General features: G+C 65.4%; 23 protein-coding genes. 9 read left to right on the top strand and 14 right to left on the bottom strand.

All coding sequences use genetic code 11. From position 1 onward, the window contains the following. Window positions 1-153 precede the first annotated feature (153 nt). Window positions 154-1,908, top strand: coding sequence for an ABC transporter ATP-binding protein (locus IIB36_07990; protein MCH7531699.1), 1,755 nt, complete (start codon window positions 154-156; stop codon window positions 1,906-1,908). 144 nt (window positions 1,909-2,052) lie between these two features. Here IIB36_07990 and IIB36_07985 read toward each other — a convergent pair whose 3' ends face one another. The 3 genes from IIB36_07985 to IIB36_07975 form a co-directional block, all read right to left on the bottom strand. After that, on the bottom strand, window positions 2,053-3,171 hold the full coding sequence (locus IIB36_07985; GenBank protein ID MCH7531698.1) for an aminopeptidase: 1,119 nt from the start codon (window positions 3,169-3,171) through the stop codon (window positions 2,053-2,055). 46 nt (window positions 3,172-3,217) lie between these two features. Then, a complete protein-coding gene (locus IIB36_07980) occupies window positions 3,218-4,120 on the bottom strand; it encodes a prohibitin family protein (GenBank protein ID MCH7531697.1) in 903 nt (300 codons plus the stop codon). 75 nt (window positions 4,121-4,195) lie between these two features. After that, the gene (locus IIB36_07975; GenBank protein ID MCH7531696.1) at window positions 4,196-4,396 is read right to left on the bottom strand and encodes a hypothetical protein; all 201 of its coding nucleotides are present in this window, start codon (window positions 4,394-4,396) and stop codon (window positions 4,196-4,198) included. 44 nt (window positions 4,397-4,440) lie between these two features. Here IIB36_07975 and IIB36_07970 point away from each other — a divergent pair, with 44 nt between their 5' ends. From IIB36_07970 to IIB36_07960, 3 genes are all read left to right on the top strand, one after another. After that, window positions 4,441-5,748 carry a hypothetical protein gene (locus tag IIB36_07970; GenBank protein ID MCH7531695.1) on the top strand — a complete coding sequence of 436 codons (1,308 nt, stop codon included), beginning with the start codon at window positions 4,441-4,443 and terminating at the stop codon, window positions 5,746-5,748. After that, window positions 5,745-6,083: a hypothetical protein gene (locus tag IIB36_07965; protein MCH7531694.1), complete on the top strand. Its 339-nt coding sequence runs from the start codon at window positions 5,745-5,747 to the stop codon at window positions 6,081-6,083. The genes IIB36_07970 and IIB36_07965 overlap by 4 nt, the downstream gene beginning before the upstream one ends. Window positions 6,084-6,250: 167 nt before the next feature. Then, on the top strand, window positions 6,251-7,465 hold the full coding sequence (locus tag IIB36_07960; protein MCH7531693.1) for a putative glycoside hydrolase: 1,215 nt from the start codon (window positions 6,251-6,253) through the stop codon (window positions 7,463-7,465). Window positions 7,466-7,518: 53 nt separating this feature from the next. Here IIB36_07960 and IIB36_07955 read toward each other — a convergent pair whose 3' ends face one another. Next, window positions 7,519-9,324 carry an ABC transporter ATP-binding protein gene (locus IIB36_07955; GenBank protein ID MCH7531692.1) on the bottom strand — a complete coding sequence of 602 codons (1,806 nt, stop codon included), beginning with the start codon at window positions 9,322-9,324 and terminating at the stop codon, window positions 7,519-7,521. A 128-nt stretch (window positions 9,325-9,452) separates the two neighbouring features. Between IIB36_07955 and IIB36_07950 the strand changes: the two genes are divergently transcribed. Together IIB36_07950 and IIB36_07945 are read left to right on the top strand one after the other, a co-directional pair. Further along, on the top strand, window positions 9,453-9,797 hold the full coding sequence (locus IIB36_07950) for a helix-turn-helix transcriptional regulator (protein ID MCH7531691.1): 345 nt from the start codon (window positions 9,453-9,455) through the stop codon (window positions 9,795-9,797). Window positions 9,798-9,922: 125 nt separating this feature from the next. Continuing rightward, window positions 9,923-10,195 carry a hypothetical protein gene (locus IIB36_07945; GenBank protein MCH7531690.1) on the top strand — a complete coding sequence of 91 codons (273 nt, stop codon included), beginning with the start codon at window positions 9,923-9,925 and terminating at the stop codon, window positions 10,193-10,195. Between the two features lie 25 nt (window positions 10,196-10,220). Here IIB36_07945 and IIB36_07940 read toward each other — a convergent pair whose 3' ends face one another. Genes IIB36_07940 through IIB36_07930 form a run of 3 tightly spaced genes read right to left on the bottom strand, consistent with a single transcriptional unit; the run spans window position 10,221 to window position 11,170 of the window. Beyond that, window positions 10,221-10,496: a type II toxin-antitoxin system YafQ family toxin gene (locus IIB36_07940; protein ID MCH7531689.1), complete on the bottom strand. Its 276-nt coding sequence runs from the start codon at window positions 10,494-10,496 to the stop codon at window positions 10,221-10,223. Further along, entirely contained in the window at window positions 10,497-10,766 is a 270-nt protein-coding gene (locus tag IIB36_07935; protein ID MCH7531688.1) for a type II toxin-antitoxin system RelB/DinJ family antitoxin, read from the bottom strand. Window positions 10,767-10,780: 14 nt separating this feature from the next. After that, complete coding sequence (locus tag IIB36_07930) at window positions 10,781-11,170, bottom strand: transposase (GenBank protein MCH7531687.1); 390 nt, start codon at window positions 11,168-11,170, stop codon at window positions 10,781-10,783. Window positions 11,171-11,222: 52 nt separating this feature from the next. Between IIB36_07930 and IIB36_07925 the strand changes: the two genes are divergently transcribed. The 3 genes from IIB36_07925 to IIB36_07915 are packed head-to-tail and all read left to right on the top strand — an operon-like array spanning window position 11,223 to window position 12,375. Continuing rightward, entirely contained in the window at window positions 11,223-11,711 is a 489-nt protein-coding gene (locus IIB36_07925; protein ID MCH7531686.1) for a DNA adenine methylase, read from the top strand. Continuing rightward, window positions 11,708-12,073 (top strand): helix-turn-helix transcriptional regulator, encoded by a 366-nt coding sequence (locus IIB36_07920; GenBank protein MCH7531685.1) that lies wholly within the window; start codon window positions 11,708-11,710, stop codon window positions 12,071-12,073. The genes IIB36_07925 and IIB36_07920 overlap by 4 nt, the downstream gene beginning before the upstream one ends. Beyond that, a complete protein-coding gene (locus IIB36_07915) occupies window positions 12,070-12,375 on the top strand; it encodes a hypothetical protein (GenBank protein ID MCH7531684.1) in 306 nt (101 codons plus the stop codon). Before IIB36_07920 ends, IIB36_07915 begins: the two co-directional genes overlap by 4 nt. Window positions 12,376-12,392: 17 nt before the next feature. On the opposite strand, the gene IIB36_07910 is transcribed toward IIB36_07915, so the two are convergent. The 7 genes from IIB36_07910 to IIB36_07880 all read right to left on the bottom strand — a co-directional run. Further along, the gene (locus tag IIB36_07910) at window positions 12,393-13,025 is read right to left on the bottom strand and encodes a bifunctional phosphoribosyl-AMP cyclohydrolase/phosphoribosyl-ATP diphosphatase HisIE (protein MCH7531683.1); all 633 of its coding nucleotides are present in this window, start codon (window positions 13,023-13,025) and stop codon (window positions 12,393-12,395) included. A gap of 4 nt (window positions 13,026-13,029) precedes the next feature. Next, entirely contained in the window at window positions 13,030-13,851 is an 822-nt protein-coding gene (gene hisF, locus IIB36_07905; GenBank protein MCH7531682.1) for an imidazole glycerol phosphate synthase subunit HisF, read from the bottom strand. Next, complete coding sequence (locus tag IIB36_07900) at window positions 13,851-14,390, bottom strand: imidazoleglycerol-phosphate dehydratase (GenBank protein MCH7531681.1); 540 nt, start codon at window positions 14,388-14,390, stop codon at window positions 13,851-13,853. Before IIB36_07900 ends, hisF begins: the two co-directional genes overlap by 1 nt. Continuing rightward, a complete protein-coding gene (locus IIB36_07895; GenBank protein MCH7531680.1) occupies window positions 14,387-15,124 on the bottom strand; it encodes a 1-(5-phosphoribosyl)-5-[(5-phosphoribosylamino)methylideneamino] imidazole-4-carboxamide isomerase in 738 nt (245 codons plus the stop codon). The genes IIB36_07900 and IIB36_07895 overlap by 4 nt, the downstream gene beginning before the upstream one ends. Beyond that, a complete protein-coding gene (gene hisH / locus IIB36_07890) occupies window positions 15,121-15,723 on the bottom strand; it encodes an imidazole glycerol phosphate synthase subunit HisH (protein MCH7531679.1) in 603 nt (200 codons plus the stop codon). Before hisH ends, IIB36_07895 begins: the two co-directional genes overlap by 4 nt. Continuing rightward, window positions 15,720-16,844 (bottom strand): histidinol-phosphate aminotransferase family protein, encoded by a 1,125-nt coding sequence (locus IIB36_07885; protein ID MCH7531678.1) that lies wholly within the window; start codon window positions 16,842-16,844, stop codon window positions 15,720-15,722. The genes hisH and IIB36_07885 overlap by 4 nt, the downstream gene beginning before the upstream one ends. Continuing rightward, a partial coding sequence (locus IIB36_07880) for a histidinol dehydrogenase (protein MCH7531677.1) occupies window positions 16,841-17,075 on the bottom strand: 235 nt, incomplete at its 5' end. The genes IIB36_07885 and IIB36_07880, both read right to left, overlap by 4 nt.

The following is a 17,075-nucleotide window of genomic DNA, read 5'->3' as shown; positions in this document are numbered from 1 at the left end:
AGAAGTCCCAAGCTAAAGGGACGGGGTGGGTGGCCCAAGGCGTGTGGCGTGCCAGATCCGATGACGTCTCGGAGGATTCCCGTCAGGAGTCTATGTTCTTGCACCCAGGCGCGCCGTCACGTCGCCCACCCGCCGTTGCCACACCGTTTCCAGATGTCCGAGCCCAAAAAGAAAAAAATCTCACGCGCGAGTCTCAAGAGCGCGTTCAAAGAGTTCATCTGGCCCCGCAGGAAACTCATCTCCTTCGGGCTCTTCTTGATCCTGCTCAATCGCATCAGCGGGCTCGTCCTGCCTTGGTCGATGCGGCCCCTGATCGACGACGTGCTCGCCAATGGCGATCGGACCATGCTGGGGGTGTTGCTCGGGGGGGTGATGGTGGCGGTGATCATCCAATCTGCCACGTCCTACGCGCTGACGATGCTGATGAGCGTCGAGGCGCAGCACCTCATCGCGACCTTGCGAGCGGACGTGCAGAAGCACGTGCTCCAGCTCCCGGTGCGCGTGTTCGACAATACGAAGTCGGGTGAGCTGGTGTCTCGCATCATGGACGACGTCGAGGGCGTGCGGAACCTCGTAGGCACTGGGCTCGTGCAACTCGTCGGCGGGCCCGTGACCGCGATCGTCGCGATCGTCTTCCTGGTCAGCATGAGCCCCGTGATGACGCTGCTCGCCCTCGGTCCCCTGGCTGCCTTCGCGTTCGTCTCGACCAAGGCGTTCCAAACGCTACGCCCCGCGTTCCGCGAGCGGGGGGCGATCCGGGCGGAGGTCACGGGCCGGCTCACGGAGGCGCTCGGTGGCATCCGCGTCATCAAGGGCTTTCATGCGGTCGACAAGGAAGGCGAGATCTTCCACGCCGGCGTCATGCGCATCTTCGAGAACGTGAAGACGACGCTCAAGACGTCGAGCCTGGTGACCAGCCTGGGGGCGTTCTTCATGGGCCTCGCGGGCGTGATGGTCATGGGGTACGGCGGCCATTTGATCCTTCTAGGCCAGCTCACCGAGGGGGAGTTCTTCTCCTTCACGCTCTTCCTCGGCTTCCTCATCGCACCGGTCGTCCAGATGGCGAACATCGGGACCCAGATGACCGAGGCGTTCGCGGGACTCGACCGAACCGCCGAGCTGCTCTCCTGGCCCCGAGAGGACGACGACCCGAGACGCACGATCGAGATGCCGCCGATCAACGGCCATGTCGAGTTCGAGGACGTGAGCTTCCGCTACGACGAAGACAAGCCGGTCCTCAAGAACGTCTCGTTCAAGGCGACACCCGGAACCGTGATCGCGCTCGTCGGCAGCTCGGGCTCGGGCAAGTCGACGCTCGCGGGACTCGCTGCCACGTTCCTGGAGCCCGACGAGGGTAGGGTGCTCGTCGACGGCATCGATCTCCGGGAGGTGAAGCTCTCGACCTACCGGGACCAGCTCGGCCTCGTGCTCCAGGACGACTTCCTGTTCGATGGCACCATCCGCGAGAACCTCCTCTTTGCGCGCGCGGACGCGAGCGAGCACGATGTTCGAGAAGCCGCCGATCAGGCGTACGTGTCGGAATTCACGGATCGCTTCCCCGACGGTCTCGATACGATCATCGGCGAGCGCGGAGTCAAGCTGTCCGGTGGACAGCGACAGCGCGTGACGATCGCACGTGCGTTGCTCGCGAACCCGAATATCCTGCTGCTCGACGAGGCGACATCGAGCCTGGATACCGAGAGCGAGGCGCTCATCCAGAAGAGCCTCAACCAGCTCCTTCGCGGCCGCACCACCGTCGTGATCGCGCACCGCCTCTCCACGATTCAGCGCGCCGACCTGATTCTGGTCATCGAGGATGGCGAGATCGTCGAGCGTGGCAAGCACGATGAACTGCTCGCGCGCGAGGGTAGGTACCACCAGCTCTATACGGTGCAGGCACGCATCTGACCGCGCGAGGACGCTGAAATCGGCACCATGCTCGTTGGGCTCCGCTCGACGACCTGCGAAGTAGCGTTGCTACTCCTCGGTCGTCGTGCTCGCCCGCCTTGCCTGGCACTCGATTTGAGCGCCCTCGATGTGACGTAACCCTCGTCAGCCGCCGCCGGGCAACATCTCGAACGGATCCTCGACCGTGCCGGCGCTGCTCTTCAGCTCCTCCAGGACCGCCGCAAGATCACCGCCTCGAGCATCCAGTAGTGCCGCGAAGTCGGGCAGCCTGTGGTAGTAGCGCACGCGCGCGAGCAGCGTGGCGTTGTTGAGCGGCGTGTTGCGGAAACCGCTGAACGTGACCGACTCGAAGGTCGGTGCCACATCGGCATCGAAGCGCGCGAGCGATCGCTCGAATACCCCGCCTCGTCGTGAGACCTTCTGGTCGTAGATGAGCCCGGTGTCGTCGTAGATCGCGTTCAGCTCTTCCATCATCTCATCGATGAAGACGCTGAAGCGCTGATAGTCCCGCCAACGAGCCTGAGCACGCAGACATTTCAGCGTGTCGGGCCCGCCCCCGTCGCGCGTGCAGAAGAACTGAGCTGCCCCCGCTCGCCCCACGAAGGTCGCGAAGCTCTCGTTGAAGCCGACGTGCCCCGAGACGAAAAGATGCCGATGGGAGAGTTCGTGCAGGACGGTCTCCACCACTTCAACGTCATCGGCGCGGAGCATGGTCGAGAGAATCGGGTCGTTGAACCACCCGAGCGTGCTGAAGGCTGCGGTGGGGCGAAGGTACGTGTCGTAGCCTTCGGCTTCGAGATCCGCCTGTTGCTTCTGCGCGTCCTCGAGTGAGAAGAAGCCCTTGTACGGCATGCGGCCCACGATGGGGAACCACCACGTCTTGGGAACGAGTCGGTCCTTATGCGCGGCCGAGACCACCAGCGCGAGGGTATCCCGTTCGAGCTGGGTGAACATCGTGTACGCGTCACCGACGTCTATACCGAGCTCGTCCGCCGCGAAGCGCCGGGCCTCGAACACGAAGGAGAGCTTTCCCCTCGTGACCGGATCGACGGTCTGATCGTTCAGCACCTCCGGGATGTCTCGCCGGGCACGCAGGATGTGCATCTCCGCTATGCCCGCCTTGATCACATAGATCGGGGAGCACGCCGAACAACTCGCGACGAGCGCGAGCACAGCGATGGCCAGGCCCGCACGGAGGAGCCCCCGGCGGCGGTGTTTCCTTTCGGGCGAAGAAGAAGCGTCGTCGGGGGTCTCGGTCGTCATGCCTCCGAGTACCGTCCCGACGGCGCTTCGGTTTCAGTCCACCTGTCTAGTTTCCGCCGCCGCCCAAATTCCGCATGAGCGGAATACCACCTTCGGTCGGCACGTACACGACCGAGCCAGGGGGCAGGTGCGCGAGCTGCTCGATGTAGTGGTACGTCAGGTACGCGGGCGTAAGACCCGCCGTGATGATCAGCTGTGCTTCGGCGATGCCCTTGGCCGCTTCGACCTCCTGCTGCGCTCGCTCACGGATGATTTCGGTCTGGAACGCCTCCGCGGCGACCTGCTGTTCGCGTGCGAGCTTGTCTTCGATCGCCTGGCGGACCGTCGCCGGCGCCTGCACGTCGCGCACGAACACGTCTACCACCTCGATGCGATCCCCTGCTTTGGTCTGGATCTCGCGCTTCATATCGTTGGCGATCTCGCGACGATCCGGCGAGAAAATCTCGTTGATCGACCTGGTTGCCAAAGCGTCCCGCACGCCGTTGCGGACCGCATTCAGCACGATGCTTCTCTTGATCTGGTTCTCGCTTCCGATGGTCGCGAAGAGATTGGGCGCGTTGGCTCCATCGATCTTGAAGATGATCGAGATTTCGAGCGAGATGTTGAGCTGTTCGCTGGTCTGGGCTTCGATGCGCTCCACGCCTCCGTCCGGTGGATGCGCCTGCTCACGCACCGACATCTTCTCGACGCTCGCGAGCGGATTGATGAGGTGCACGCCCTGCTCGAGGGGCGTCATGTTGATCTTGCCGAGGAAGTGCTTCACACCGACTTCACCCACCCCGATGACCGTAACACCACTGCTCAGCATCAGGAGGAGGCCGCCGACCATTGCGCCGAGCCCCGCCAACTTGGTGTAGCCCTCCGTGCCGGGTTTGGCGGCCTTGGGGCCGACCACGAAGATGACCGCACCCAGCACGATCAGGAATATGGAGGGGATGATGACGTTCATCGTTGACTCCTACGGCGTTCGCCGTGTGTAGAGCAGATGTTGTGCTATCGATACGTAAGACCTGCGGCGGTTCTTCTACGCCTCGGCGTCCATATACATCCTCTTGTCCGGATCGACCGCTATGCGAATCTCGATGAGATCGGTCTCGGGAGCGATGTCGTCGGGTAGTTCAGCGGCCGCCGCTCGCAGCGCGGCCTTGGCGTCGGGCGCGTCCACGAGGTACGTGTGGTAGCGCTGGTACTTTCCCCCATGACGCGCGGTCACCTGGAAGTTCATGCGTTAATCTACCGGTGCCTCTCGTGCCAATCTATGCTCTGAGCATGAGTGTAACCCTCGCCACATACAAGGTGGTGCTGAGTTTGGCCCGCGCCGCCAGCCGGCTCGTGGGCCCTGGCTCTTCCAAGCTCGCACGGGGCCTTGCGGGTCGGAGGTCCGCGCACGAGAAGCTCGCCCGTTGGGGGAAAGAGCAGCGCGATGCCGCGCGGCCGACTGTCTGGTTCCATGCGCCTTCCGTAGGCGAGGGCTTGCAAGCTCTGTCTGTGATCGAGGCACTGCGAGAGCGTGACCCCGGCGTGCAGATCGCGTTCACGCATTTTTCACCCTCAGCGGCTCGGCTCGCGAGCCAGATGTCAGTGGACGTCGCAAGCTATCTGCCGTGGGACCTGCCAGGGCCGATCGGGCAGGTGCTGGACGCCATGTCCCCTGAACTGATCGTCTTCACCAAGACCGAGGTGTGGCCGGTCCTGGTGGACGAGTCGGTTCGCCGGGGCATCGACATCGCCTTGGTGGCGGGGACAGTGGTGGAGGGCTCGAGCAGGTTACGTCCGGCGGCGCGTGCGCTCCTGGCTCCGAGCTGGCGCGCCTTGCGGAGCGCCTGCGCGGTCGCCGACGAGGATGCGACGCGTCTGCGGTTGCTCGGCGTGCGAGAGGGCGCGCTCTCGGTGACCGGAGACCCCGGCATCGACTCGGCTGCCGAACGGGCCCGTTCTGCCGACCCGGCCGCGCCGTTCCTGGCGCCCTTCCACGCCGAAGCTCGCCCGACCGTGGTGGCGGGCTCGACTTGGACCTCGGACGAGGATGTGCTCATCCCGGCGCTCGAGATCGTTCGGGAGCGCGTGCCGGACCTTCGGCTAGTCCTCGCACCGCACGAGCCGAATCAGGGCCACGTACGGGTGCTGTGCCGACGTCTGGAGGCGGACGGATGGTGCACGGCGACGCTGTCGGGCGTCGAGGAGTCCGGGTCGGTACACGGCGTGGACGCGGTCGTCGTCGATCGAGTGGGCGCGCTCGCCGACCTGTACACGATAGGCCGGGTTGCGTACGTGGGCGGAGGCTTCCATGCAGCGGGTCTGCACTCGGTGCTGGAGCCGGCCGCGGCCCGGCTGCCGGTCCTGTTCGGGCCGAGGCACCACGGCTCGAGAGCGGCCGCGGACTTGATGGCCGCTGATGCGGCCCGATCCGTAGTGAGCCGCGACACGCTCGTGGAAGCCCTGCTCACGTGGCTCACCGACGCCGGCCCGCGCGAGCACGCCGCGGAATGCGCGTTCGGCTATATTCAAGGTCATCTGGGCGCCGCCAGTCGCACCGCCGCCGTCCTCTCCGAGCTCTTGCAACCCCCGAGCGCATGAACCAAGACGCCGTCCCCGAGATCACGCCGACCGAGCTGAACCAGAGGTTCGGCGCGGGTGACGTGCCGGTGCTCGTCGACGTGCGCGAGCCCCACGAGCCCACGATCGCCGACCTTCCGCAGCATGGCCAGGTCCTGATTCCAACGGGTGAGTTCATGGACCGCATAACCGAGCTCGATCCGGAGGATGAGATCGTGCTCTACTGCAGAAGTGGTCAGCGGAGCGAGTGGGCGGCGAAGCTGCTGTTGGAGGCTGGCTTCTCGAGCGTGCTGAACCTGTGTGGGGGCGTGATGGCGTGGAGAGAGGAAGTCGACCCCACGCTCCAGTCATACTGATCCTCCCGGTGCCGAGCCCCCCGCGTACGAGCCCCCCTTCTAGGATCTCCTTCACGCTTCTCGCACTGTGCGCGGCTTTTTTTGCGGCGTGCGAGGCCGGTCCTCCAACATTCGACCGGCCGCGGGCGGATCCGTCGGTTTCGCAGGCGATACCGGACTCGGCGGACGTGTCGACCCTGCCCGAGCTTCCCGCCGCTGCACAGGTGGAGATAACCGAGGTTGCCGACGCGAGTGGTGATTCTGTGGCTCCGGTGGGGGATGCCGAGGGAAGCAAGGTGGTGACCACGGACGGCGCACGCTTCCCTCATCCGGACAAGGTGCGTGGGCTCTACGTGAACGCGTGGGCGGCTGGCTCCCGAAATCGCTTGGCAGGGCTACTCGAGCTCGCCGCGCGCACGGAGATCAACACCTTTGTGATCGATATCAAGGACGCCTCAGGGTACGTCAGCCACCGTACCGAGCTCCCGGCCGCGCACGAGATCGGTGCGACGGAGGAGATCCGGATCCGGGATCTGCCCGGGGTCCTCGAACGGCTGGAGGAGGCGGGCATCTACCCGATCGCGCGCATCGTGGTCGTGAAGGATCCGCTGCTGACCTCGGCCCGGCCCGAACTCGCGGTGCAGGACACGGCGGGCGGCGTGTGGGTGGACGGCAACGGCATCGTGTGGCTCAACCCGTACAACACCGAGGTCTGGGAGTACCACGTGGCGCTCGCGCGTGAGGTTGCGCTGCTGGGGTTCCCCGAGATCCAGTGGGACTATGTGCGCTTCCCGGATTCGCCGGTCTCGGACCGGGAACGGGCGACCTATCCCGGCGCGGCTGGCCGATCCAAGCCCGACGCGATTCGCGCGTTCCTGGAGTACACCCGTGACGGGCTCGCCGATCTCGGCGTCGAAGTCACCGCGGACGTCTTCGGTGTCACGACATCGGCGTCGAGCGACGTCGGCATCGGTCAGGTGTGGGAGTCGTTCATCGACGTCGTCGATGTCGCGCTACCCATGGTATACCCGAGCCACTATTGGCCGGGCTCCTTCGGTTTCGACTCGCCGAACGCCCATCCCTACGAGATCGTGAGACGCGCGTTGCGGGACGCTTTGCGGCGGTCCGCCCTGGTGGACGGGGCAGGCATGACCCGACCGTGGCTCCAGGATTTCTCTCTCGGTGAGCCGAAGTACGGCGCGCCGGAAGTGAGGGCGCAGATCCAGGCCACGTACGACGCCGGTGTCGAAGAGTGGATTCTCTGGAATCCCGGCAGCTCTTACACGCAGGACGCGCTGGAGCCCAAAGGGGGATTCACCGCGGAGCCACTTATACGCGTCGCGGGCGAGATCATCCCTCTGTCGCGCCGGTATCAGCTGCTCGACAGTACAGAGGTTCGATAGCGAACCTCATGCCGTAACGCGGCGTGCCCTACTTGTGCGGAGGTCCCCGGCGGCTATACGCCTAAGGCGGCCGCGAACTGCAGTTCGTGCAGGCGCGCGTACAAGCCGTTCGCCTCGAGCAGTTGCTCGTGTGTGCCCTCTTCGTGCACTTCCCCGTGATGGAGTACGATGAGTCGGTCGGCATTCCGCACCGTGGAGAGTCGGTGCGCGATCACGAGCGACGTGCGGCCCCGCAGGAGCTCGTCCGTGGCGGCTTCGATTTGAGCCTCGATCTCCGAGTCCACCGAGCTCGTTGCCTCGTCGAGCACCAGGATCTCCGGGTCGAATGCAAGCGCCCGCGCGAAGCTGACGAGCTGCCGCTCGCCCACCGACAGCGACGAGCCCCGCTCTCCCAGCGCCTGGTCGTAGCCGTCCCTGAGCCGAGCGATGAAGGGCGCTGCACCGACGCGTTCAGCCGCAGCGCGGATCTGTGCGTCGTCGATGTGCGGCGAGCCGAGCCGGATGTTGTATGCTACGTCCTGGCTGAAGAGGAAGACGTCCTGCAGCACCAAAGCGATGCGCTTCCTCAGATCGTCGAGCTTCACTGCGTCGATCGGCGTGTCGTCCAGCAGGATCTGACCGCGATTCACCTCGTAGAAACGCATCAGCAAGTTGATGATCGTCGTCTTGCCGGCGCCCGTGTGGCCGACGATGGCGACCTTCTCTCCGGGCTCGACCGTGAAGCTCACGCCCTTGAGCACCCAGTCGGGTTCACCCTCTGAGTCGTTCGCATACGCGAACCACACGTCCCGGAACTCGATGCGGCCGGACGTCTCCGACGGAAGCGCGATCGGTCGGGGGGGATCCGCGATCACGATCTTCTCGTCCAGCAGCTGAAAGACACGCTCCGAGGAAGCCATCGCGCCCTGGAGCAGATTGTACTTCTCGGATAGGTCCTGGATGGGGCGGAAAAAGCTGCGCGAGTACTGGAGGAACGCGGTTACGACACCGACCGTCAGCACGCCGTCGAGTGTACGCAGGCCGCCATACCAGATGATCGACGCGAGCGCCAGCGCGGTGAAGAACTGGATGACCGGGAAGAAGAGCGCGTAGTAGGTGATCGACCGGAGATGTGCGTCGAGGTAGTCGCGGTTCAACTCGGCGTGCTTGGCCGCGTCGGCCTCTTCGCGGTTGAAGAGCTGCACGACCCTTACGCCCGTGAGGCGCTCGTGCAGAAACGCGTTCATGCGAGCGATGCGCACACGGATGTCCCGGTATGCTCGGCGGATCTTGGCTCGAAATAGGAAGGCCGCGAAGAAGACGAGGGGTAGCACGCTGAACGACACCAGCGCGAGCTGCCAATTCATCCTCAGCATCGCGATCACGATGAACGTGAGCATGAAGATGTCGCCGAATACCGTGACCAGACCCGAGCTGAACAGCGTGTTGAGCGTCTCGACATCGTTCGTCATGCGCGTCATGAGACGCCCGACCGGATTCTTGTCGTAGTAGCGCAGATCGATGCGCTGCAGCTTCTCGAAGATCTCGGCGCGTAGGTCGTACATCACCGACTGACCGAGCCAGGTCGTGATGATCGCTTGCGCGTATTGCAGCACGACCCCGAGCAGGATCGCCGCCAGGAAGCCCACAGCCAGGAGCGCGAGATACTCACGGTCCCCTCGGGGTATCGCCTCATCGATAATGAGCTGCGTGAGCCAAGGCCCGACGACCTGGGTCGCCGACGCGAGTAGCAGCACGAGAATCGCGAGCGCCACCTGCCATCGGTACGGCAAGAGGTACCGGACCAGGCGCCTCATCAGGCGCGCGTCGTAGGCCTTCCCCAGAGCCTCTTCTTCGGGGAATGCGTCGACTTCGGCCATGGGACTGAGCGCGGAGAGCGGGCAGGGACTGGGTCCGTACCCGACGCTCGGAAGAGGGTTTCCGGCGCTGACCGGCCCTGCCCGGAGCGCATGATCGGTCACCGAAATACTCGGTCGCCGGTATGGACATGGCTCCAGGAAAGAATCCCCGAGATCTACTCACGCCCGCGGCGCTGCACATCCTGCTTTCCGTTGCCGGTGAGCAGCTGCACGGATACGCGATCAAGCACGCGGTGGAAGCGAGAACCGAGGGTGCCCTGTCGCTCGGGCCCGGCACGCTTTACGAGGCGATCCATCGCATGGCCAACGACGGTTGGATCGAGGAGGTCGAGGGTGGGGGTCGGCGAAGAGTGTACCGGATCACATCGGCGCGGCGCGGCGTGCTCGACGACGAGCTGCGTCGCCTGGACGAGATCGTCTCGTTTGCTCGCGGCGCCGCACTGATGCCCGAGCCGCGGGCGCGTACAACGTGAACGTGCCCGGTTGGCTCGAGCTCCTCTTGCGGAGCTTCCCTGAGGAGTTCCGCGAGGCGCACCGACGGGAATTGGAAGAGTTCGTGTCGGCCGAGTTGTCCCAGGCGGGACGCGAGCGGCCGTAGGTGGCGTTGCTGGGGGCGTTTGCGGTGACCGCCGGCGTGCTTGCCCTCGTCGGACTGTACGGGGTCGTGTCCTACGGCGTCGGTCTCGGCCTCGCAGGCGCCTGGGGCCTAGCCAAGCTGCTCGACGCGCTATTGTTCGACGTGACTTCTACCGACCCGGTCACGTACGGTGTGGTCGCGGCATGGCTCGGCGCTGGTGCTGTGCTGGCGAGTTGGGTGCCGGCTTGGCGTGCGAGTCGGCTCGATCCGGTGGAGGTGCTGCGCTCGAACTGAGTTGGGTGACAGGGTGGCTTCGAGGTCAGCCGAACAGGTCGTCGTGCGTGCCCGTACGGACGAACACGATCTCCTCGTCCGTGGCGCGCCATATCAGGAGCCAGTCTCCGCCGACGTGGCATTCGGTACAGTCGTGGAACTCGCCCCGAAGGGCGTGGACGCGGCGAAGCGGGTCTAACTCGTCGCCGCGGATCAGCGTTTCCATGATCTCGCGGAGCAGCCTCATCTCTAGGCCGCGCGTCTCGCATCGCCGCCAGTCCTTCTTGAACCGACGGGTCGCTCGGGAGCGGCGGATCTCCACTCAGTCGTCTCGGTCCAGAAGGGCGAAGAGATCCTCGACAGAGTTGGCGTCGATGAGATCTCTCTCGTGCCGCGCGTCCTCGATGGCATCCCGGGTCAGCCGGTTGGGCAGCTTGAGCTCGACGGGCATCTCTCCCCGTAGGGCCACCTGCCGGTAGAACAGATGGATTGCTTCCGAAGGCGTGAGTCCAACGTGGCGGAATACAGCTTCTGCCCGCTCTTTGACTTCCGGTTCCGTTCTCGCCCGCACGTAAGCCGTCTTGTTCGACATCGTAGCATCCTGGATCATTTGTATCCCGTAGGTGGTACAAATGGAAGATGCTTTCGTGCCGACGATTGGACAACCATGGGGGTCGGGGTCTGGGGGTCGGGGTCGGGCAAGCGATGGCTTTGAACGCTCAGTGTGATGCGCGACGAGTGGTAGTAGGACGCATAGCTGCGAAGAACCCGTAGGAGGTGCCGTTCATTGAGAACGATGACGCGGTTGAGGCACTCCCGGCAGATCGATCCGATCAGACGTTCACAATAAGGATTCTGCCATGGTGAGGCGGGGGCTGTGACGACTTCCTCGATGCCCATCGACTCGACGCACCGGACGAAATCGGTGCCGAAGATGCGGTCACGGTCACGAATCAGATAAAGGGGCGCGGTATCGTGAGGAAAGGCTTCACGCACCTGCTGGGCGGTCCATAGTCTCCGGCAAACCCGGGGCGGTTCAAGAGTCGACCTGTGGCATCGCCGAACGGCGAGAACGGTGTTCCGACATGCCGATTTCGAGGAGACGTTGGAGGAAGCGCGGGAAGGAGATGTTGCGTACTGCGACCCGCCCTACACCTGCACGCAGGGTATCCTCTACGGCTCTCAGTCATTCGAGCTTCCTCGTCTCTTTGAGGCCATCGAGAGATGCAAGGAGCGAGGCGTGAAGGTCCTCCTGAGTATCGACGGGACGAAGAGGTCCGGCGGACTGCTCTGTGATGTGCCGATCTCGGACGGGCTCTTTCATCGAGAGGCAATGGTGAACTGCGGACGGTCCATGCTCCGCCGGTTCCAGCTCAGAGGGGATACGCTGGAAGACGAAGTGGTCCGGGACCGACTTCTTCTTACCTACTTAAGGGCTCCGACTACCCCGGCGGGCGTCTTGGCACGTGACGCGCAATGTAATCATTATAATCATATCGAGCCAATCAACTCCTCTCCGCTCGGAAGGATCGCATGACCAGGGCCCGCGGCGACCCCCACTCCCACCTCCCACTCAAAGCGGTGGACTTCCACATCCTGCTCGTGCTCACGGGGCAAGAGCTGCACGGGTATGGGATCGTGAAGGAGATCAAGTCGCGGAGCGGCGGACGCCTTCGATTGGAGCCTGGCAACCTCTACCGACACATCCGCCGCCTTGTGGAGGAGAGCATGATCGAGGCGGCGGGGCGTCGCCCGGCCTCGGACGCTTTGGAGGAGCGACGTCGGTACTACCGGGTCACCGCCTTCGGCCGCCAGGTCCTCGCCGCGGAGGCGCGTCGGATGCGCTCCCTCGCTGCGGCGGCCGAAGCCGACCTGGCGCTGGCAGGGGACGACGGGTGAGCGAGCGACCGCCAGGACCTCTGTTCTCGGAAGAATTGTATCGCTGGCTTCTGCTCATCTATCCGCGGCGCTTCAGGGGCAGCTACGGGTCGGATGCTGCGGTCGAGCTCTTTCGAGATCAATACCGGGAGGCGCATACGCGTCGGTGCATGCTCGGCATCGTGGTACTGTGGGCACGGACGCTTCCCAATGTCGGCTGGCACGGAGTGCTGGAGGGGCTGTCTAACGTCAGAGACGTAATGCGCGGCCTTCGGGCGGCGATCGTCACAGGTGCGTTACGCAGCGTGTTGCGCTCGGACTGACGGACGGTCGCTCGGCGCTATTTCGCTCGGCGCGCTAGCTCTGCGGCCACGTCCGCCAACGTTGCGCCCTCGGCTCTCAGTGCGACCAGCATGTGGTATACGAGGTCGGCGGCCTCTTCGACGGCCTCCTCGACGCTACTCGTGGCGAGTGCCGCGATCAGCTCGGCGCTCTCCTCACCGAGCTTCTTGAGGCGCAGATTGCGGTCTTCGAGCAGGCGCGTCGTGTAGCTGCCCTCCGGGCGGTCGGCAGCGCGTGCCTCGATCGTGGCGGCCAGGCGGGTGAAGGTGTCCCCGGTCCCTTCCGGCGCGGAGCTCGCTCCGAAGCAGGTGGCCTCGCCGGTGTGACATGCGGGTCCCCTCGGCACCACGAGCGCGAGCACGGAGTCTGCGTCGCAGTCGGCGTGGAGCGAGCGCACCCGCAGGGTATTCCCGCTCGTCTCGCCCTTCCTCCAAAGCACGTCACGGCTGCGAGACCAGAAGTGCATCTCGCCTGAAGAGAGTGACGCCTCGAGCGCCTCACGGTTCGCGTACGCCAGCATCAGCGTCTCCCCCGTACGCGCGTTCTGCGCCACTACAGGTACCAGTCCATCCGACTTGGCGAAATCGAGGGAGTCCAGATCGGCGACGTTTCGGAGGGTTCGATCGGTCATGGGTCTATCCAAGTGGGTCGGAGACGCCAGGCAGGTTGGACATACCGGATGAGTCGAAGACACTCGCCTCGCCGAGCCGGACGTTCACGTTCCAGCCGGGTAGCGACGACTTCAGAGCATCGACGGTCGTGATGCCATCGTGCAGGATGCCCGCTACGAGCGCTGCCGAAGCGTGGCCCTCGATGAAGGCGTCACGGAGGTGTTCGGCTCGCCCCGCACCGCCGGAGGCGATGACGGGGATCGGAACGGTATCGGCGACCGCTCGCGTGAGCCCGAGCGAGTACCCCGAGCGGGCGCCGTCCTGATCGATCGAGGTGAGCAGAATCTCACCCGCGGCACGCTCGCGGCACGCTGCGGCCCACTCGATCGCATCCAGACCGGTCGGCTGCGATCCGCCGTGTGTGTAGCAGCGCCAACCATCGCCTTCGCGAGCCGCGTCGATGCTGGCGACGATGCACTGGCTCCCGAAGCGTTCGGCTCCAATGGAAAGGATGCTGGGATCACGCACGGCTGCGGTGTTCACGCTGATCTTGTCCGCTCCGGCACGCAACAGCGGGCCGATGTCGTCCGCCGAGCGCACGCCCCCGCCGACCGTTAGCGGGATGAAGAGCGTTTCCGCAGTACGGCGTACCGTGTCGAGAAGTGTGCTGCGGCCTTCCCGAGAGGCGGACACGTCCAGGAAAACGATCTCGTCAGCCCCTTCCTGCTCGTATCGGGCCGCGAGCTCGACCGGATCGCCGACATCGCGGAGGTTCTTGAAGCGCGTGCCCTTTACGACGCGGCCGTCTTTCACGTCGAGGCATACGATTACTCGCGGACGGAGCATCAGTCGAGGCGCTCCAGTTGTACCGAGCCTTTGGTGCTGAAGACGACCCCACGGTCCAGGAGTGCCTGCCTGAGCGCCATGCCCGTCGCCTTGATCGCGGCCTCGACCATGTGGTGCCGGTCGTCCCCGCGCAGCACGCGCACGTGCAACGTCGCGCCGAGGTTGGTCGCGAAGGAGTGTAGGAAATGCGTGTAGAGCTTCGAGGGAAGCTTGCCGACGTAGTAGGGGCGCCCGCCCAGATCGATGGCCGCCTCGGCGAGCGCCTCGTCCATGGGGATCTGGCACCAGCCGTACCGGGCCACGCTGGTGGGCACCTCGTCGGCGAGCGCGAGCCCGAGCGTGATCGCGACATCTTCGACGAGGTGGTGCTTGAGATCGCCGGTGGCTTCGAGCTCGATGTCGAGGCCGCCGTAACGCGCCAGCGTCTCCACCATGTGCGCGAGGAAGCGGTCGTCCACGTCGATGCTCGCGTTCCCCGAGCCGACCCGCACGTCCGCCACGATCTGGGTCTCCTTCGTTGCTCTCTTCAGCTTGCTCATTCTTCCACCACCCGTGTGTGCGTGTTTCCCCAACGGTGCGCCACGTCGTCCGCGTCCAGTGTGTTCGTGTACAGAGCCATGCCGAGCACCGCGCCTGCCGCGCCGAGGGCGTCGAGGTGGGCGAGCTCGTCGACCGTGGTGACCCCACCAGATATCCACATCGCTTGAGAGCTGGCCGACACGGTACTCTCCGCGACCGCCCGGTCGATGCCTTCCAGCCGCCCCTCGCGGCCCACGTCCGTCGAGAGGATCCCCGCGAGCGGCAGATCCGCCAGCTCACGAAGCAGTGCGCCGACCTCGAGGCCGGTCGTCTCCCGCCATCCCTTTCGCAGCACGAGCCCATCCCTGGTGTCGAGCGCGACCATCACGCGTGTGGGGTGGCGAAGGGTCAGCTGCTTCAGCCAGGCGGGATCGTCGAGCGCGCGGGTCCCCACGATGATGCGGTCCGCTCCGGCGGCGATCAGCGCGTCCGCCCTGTCGTCGTCGCGGATTCCTCCCCCGACCTGTGTCTCCGCCTTCGTCGCCGTGAGCAGCTCTTTCAGCAGCGCGAAGTTGTCCCCGCTGCCGAGCGCCGCGTCGAGATCGACCAAGTGCAGCGTGCCGAAGCCCGATTGCCACCAACGCTCAGCGACCGCTACGGGATCGGGTAAGGAGACTGCCTCAGCTTCGGGGCGCCCACCCACGAGTTGCACACAACGTCCTCCGCGCACGTCGACGGCCGGTGCGGCGATCATCGGGCGCCCCGAGCCAACTTGACGAAGTTCGTTACGATTCGGCGGCCCGCCGTCGAGCTCTTTTCGGGGTGGAACTGCAGGCCCCACGTGTTGGCGCGGCGTAGTGCAGCGGTGAAGCGAACGCCTGCATACTCCGACCACGCGATGGCATCGGACTGGTCGGTGGGTTCGCAGACAAAGGAGTTCGCGTAGTAGCTCACCAGCCCCTGGATGCCGGCGAAGATCGGGTCGGTGGTGACTTCCACGTCGTTCCACCCCATCTGCGGCACGATCGCGGCGCGCATGAGCGACACCCGCCCGGGAACGAGCCCGATGCCGTCGCCGGCGGACTCGTCGCTCTCGTCGAAGAGCAGCTGCATGCCCAGGCAGATGCCCAGGCAGGGGAGTCCTGCTTCCAGCGCCTCGCGGATCCGGCTTCGATCAGCGGGAAGCGCCCGTGCGGCATGCCCGAACGCGCCGACGCCCGGAAGCACGATGCCGTCCAGGGAGAGCGCCTCCGCCCAATCCGCGGTCACGACCACCTTCGCTCCGGAGCTTTCGAGCGCCTTGCCCAGAGAGTGCAGGTTCCCGACGCCGTAGTCGAAGAGCGCGAGCTTCATGGCGCTCCTCCTCGGGGCGAGTCGGCCCCTTTGGCCCCTTTGGCCGCTTTTGCCCCGCTCGCCGCGCTGGCCCACGTGGCCCCGTCGAGCGCGTCCAGGAAGCGCTCCATCAGAGGCCATGGGCCGACGGTCACGCGAAGCCCCTCGCCGATGGCTTCGATCCCGGCGAACGGGCGCACCGCGATGCCCCGCTCCCTCAGCGTCAGCGCATCACTGGACGCGGACCCGCTGGGTGAGGCGAACAGGACGAAGTTCGTACGCGACTCCAGTGGTTCGAGACCACGCTTTCGAAGCGCGTTGATGAGTCGCGCGCGATTCGTGAGGCACTCCGCTACTGTGCCGGCCATCCAACCGTCTTCGTCGAGCAGCGCGGCGGCGGCCGCTTCCGCGGCGAGTCGCGAGACCTTGTACGGGCCCCGAGACTTCTCGATCTCCCGCGTCGTCTCCGGTTGGGCGACGCCGAAGCCGCAGCGAAGGCCCGCGAGACCGAACGCCTTGGAGGCGGTGCGAGCAACGAGCAGGCGTGGCGTCCGCACCGCCCAGGAAATCAGCGTCTCTTCCGCGAAGTCGGCGTACGCCTCATCGAGAATGATCAACGGTCCCCCGTCGCTGCGGTACCAAAGCAGCCGCTCGATCCACTCTTCGGGAAGCAGCTCTCCCGTCGGGTTGTTCGGGCGGCACACATAGACCAGGTCGGGATCTCCTTCCAGGAGCAGCCGAGGGTCCAAGGCAGCCTCGGACCACGGCACCGCCTCGGCACCGATGCCGTTCATGCGCGCGAGCGGCTCGACCATGGAGAAGGTCGGACTCGCGTAGCGCACCGTGGCCCCTCTCCCGAACGCGGCGCGGAAGGCCGAATCCAGAACGTCGTCGGAGCCCGCGCCGGTGGTCACGCAGTCGACCGGTACGTCGAATCGCTCCGACACTGCCGCGCGTAGCCGGTCGGCGTAGAGCTCTGGGTAGCGGGCCAGGTCGTCGCTGGTAGCGGCCTGGATTCGTGCGAGCGCGGCCGGGTGCGTGCCCCAGAGATTGGTGTTGTCGCTCAGGTCGATATCGACCGGGCGCCGGTCCGGCGCGTATGGGGCGAGGAGTTCGTAGTCCGCGCGAGGGAACGGGCTCATGTCCCTGACCTCGCGAGAGCCGCCGCCGCATGTGCCGGCAGCCCTTCCGCCATGGCGAGCGTCGCGACATCGTCCGCCATCCCCGCCGCTCCCTCCCCAGTCACCTCTTGGATCGTGTACGAGCGCAGGAAGTGCTGCACGGAGAGGCCGGAGAAGCTGCGCGCCCTACCTGCTGTGGGCAGCACGTGGTTCGCGCCGGTGAGGTAGTCGCCGAACGCCACCGAGGCGTGG

Source organism: Gemmatimonadota bacterium (genome assembly GCA_022560615.1).
Lineage (GTDB): Bacteria > Gemmatimonadota > Gemmatimonadetes > Longimicrobiales > Gaopeijiaceae > UBA1138.
This window is presented reverse-complemented; position numbering and strand designations above follow the sequence as displayed.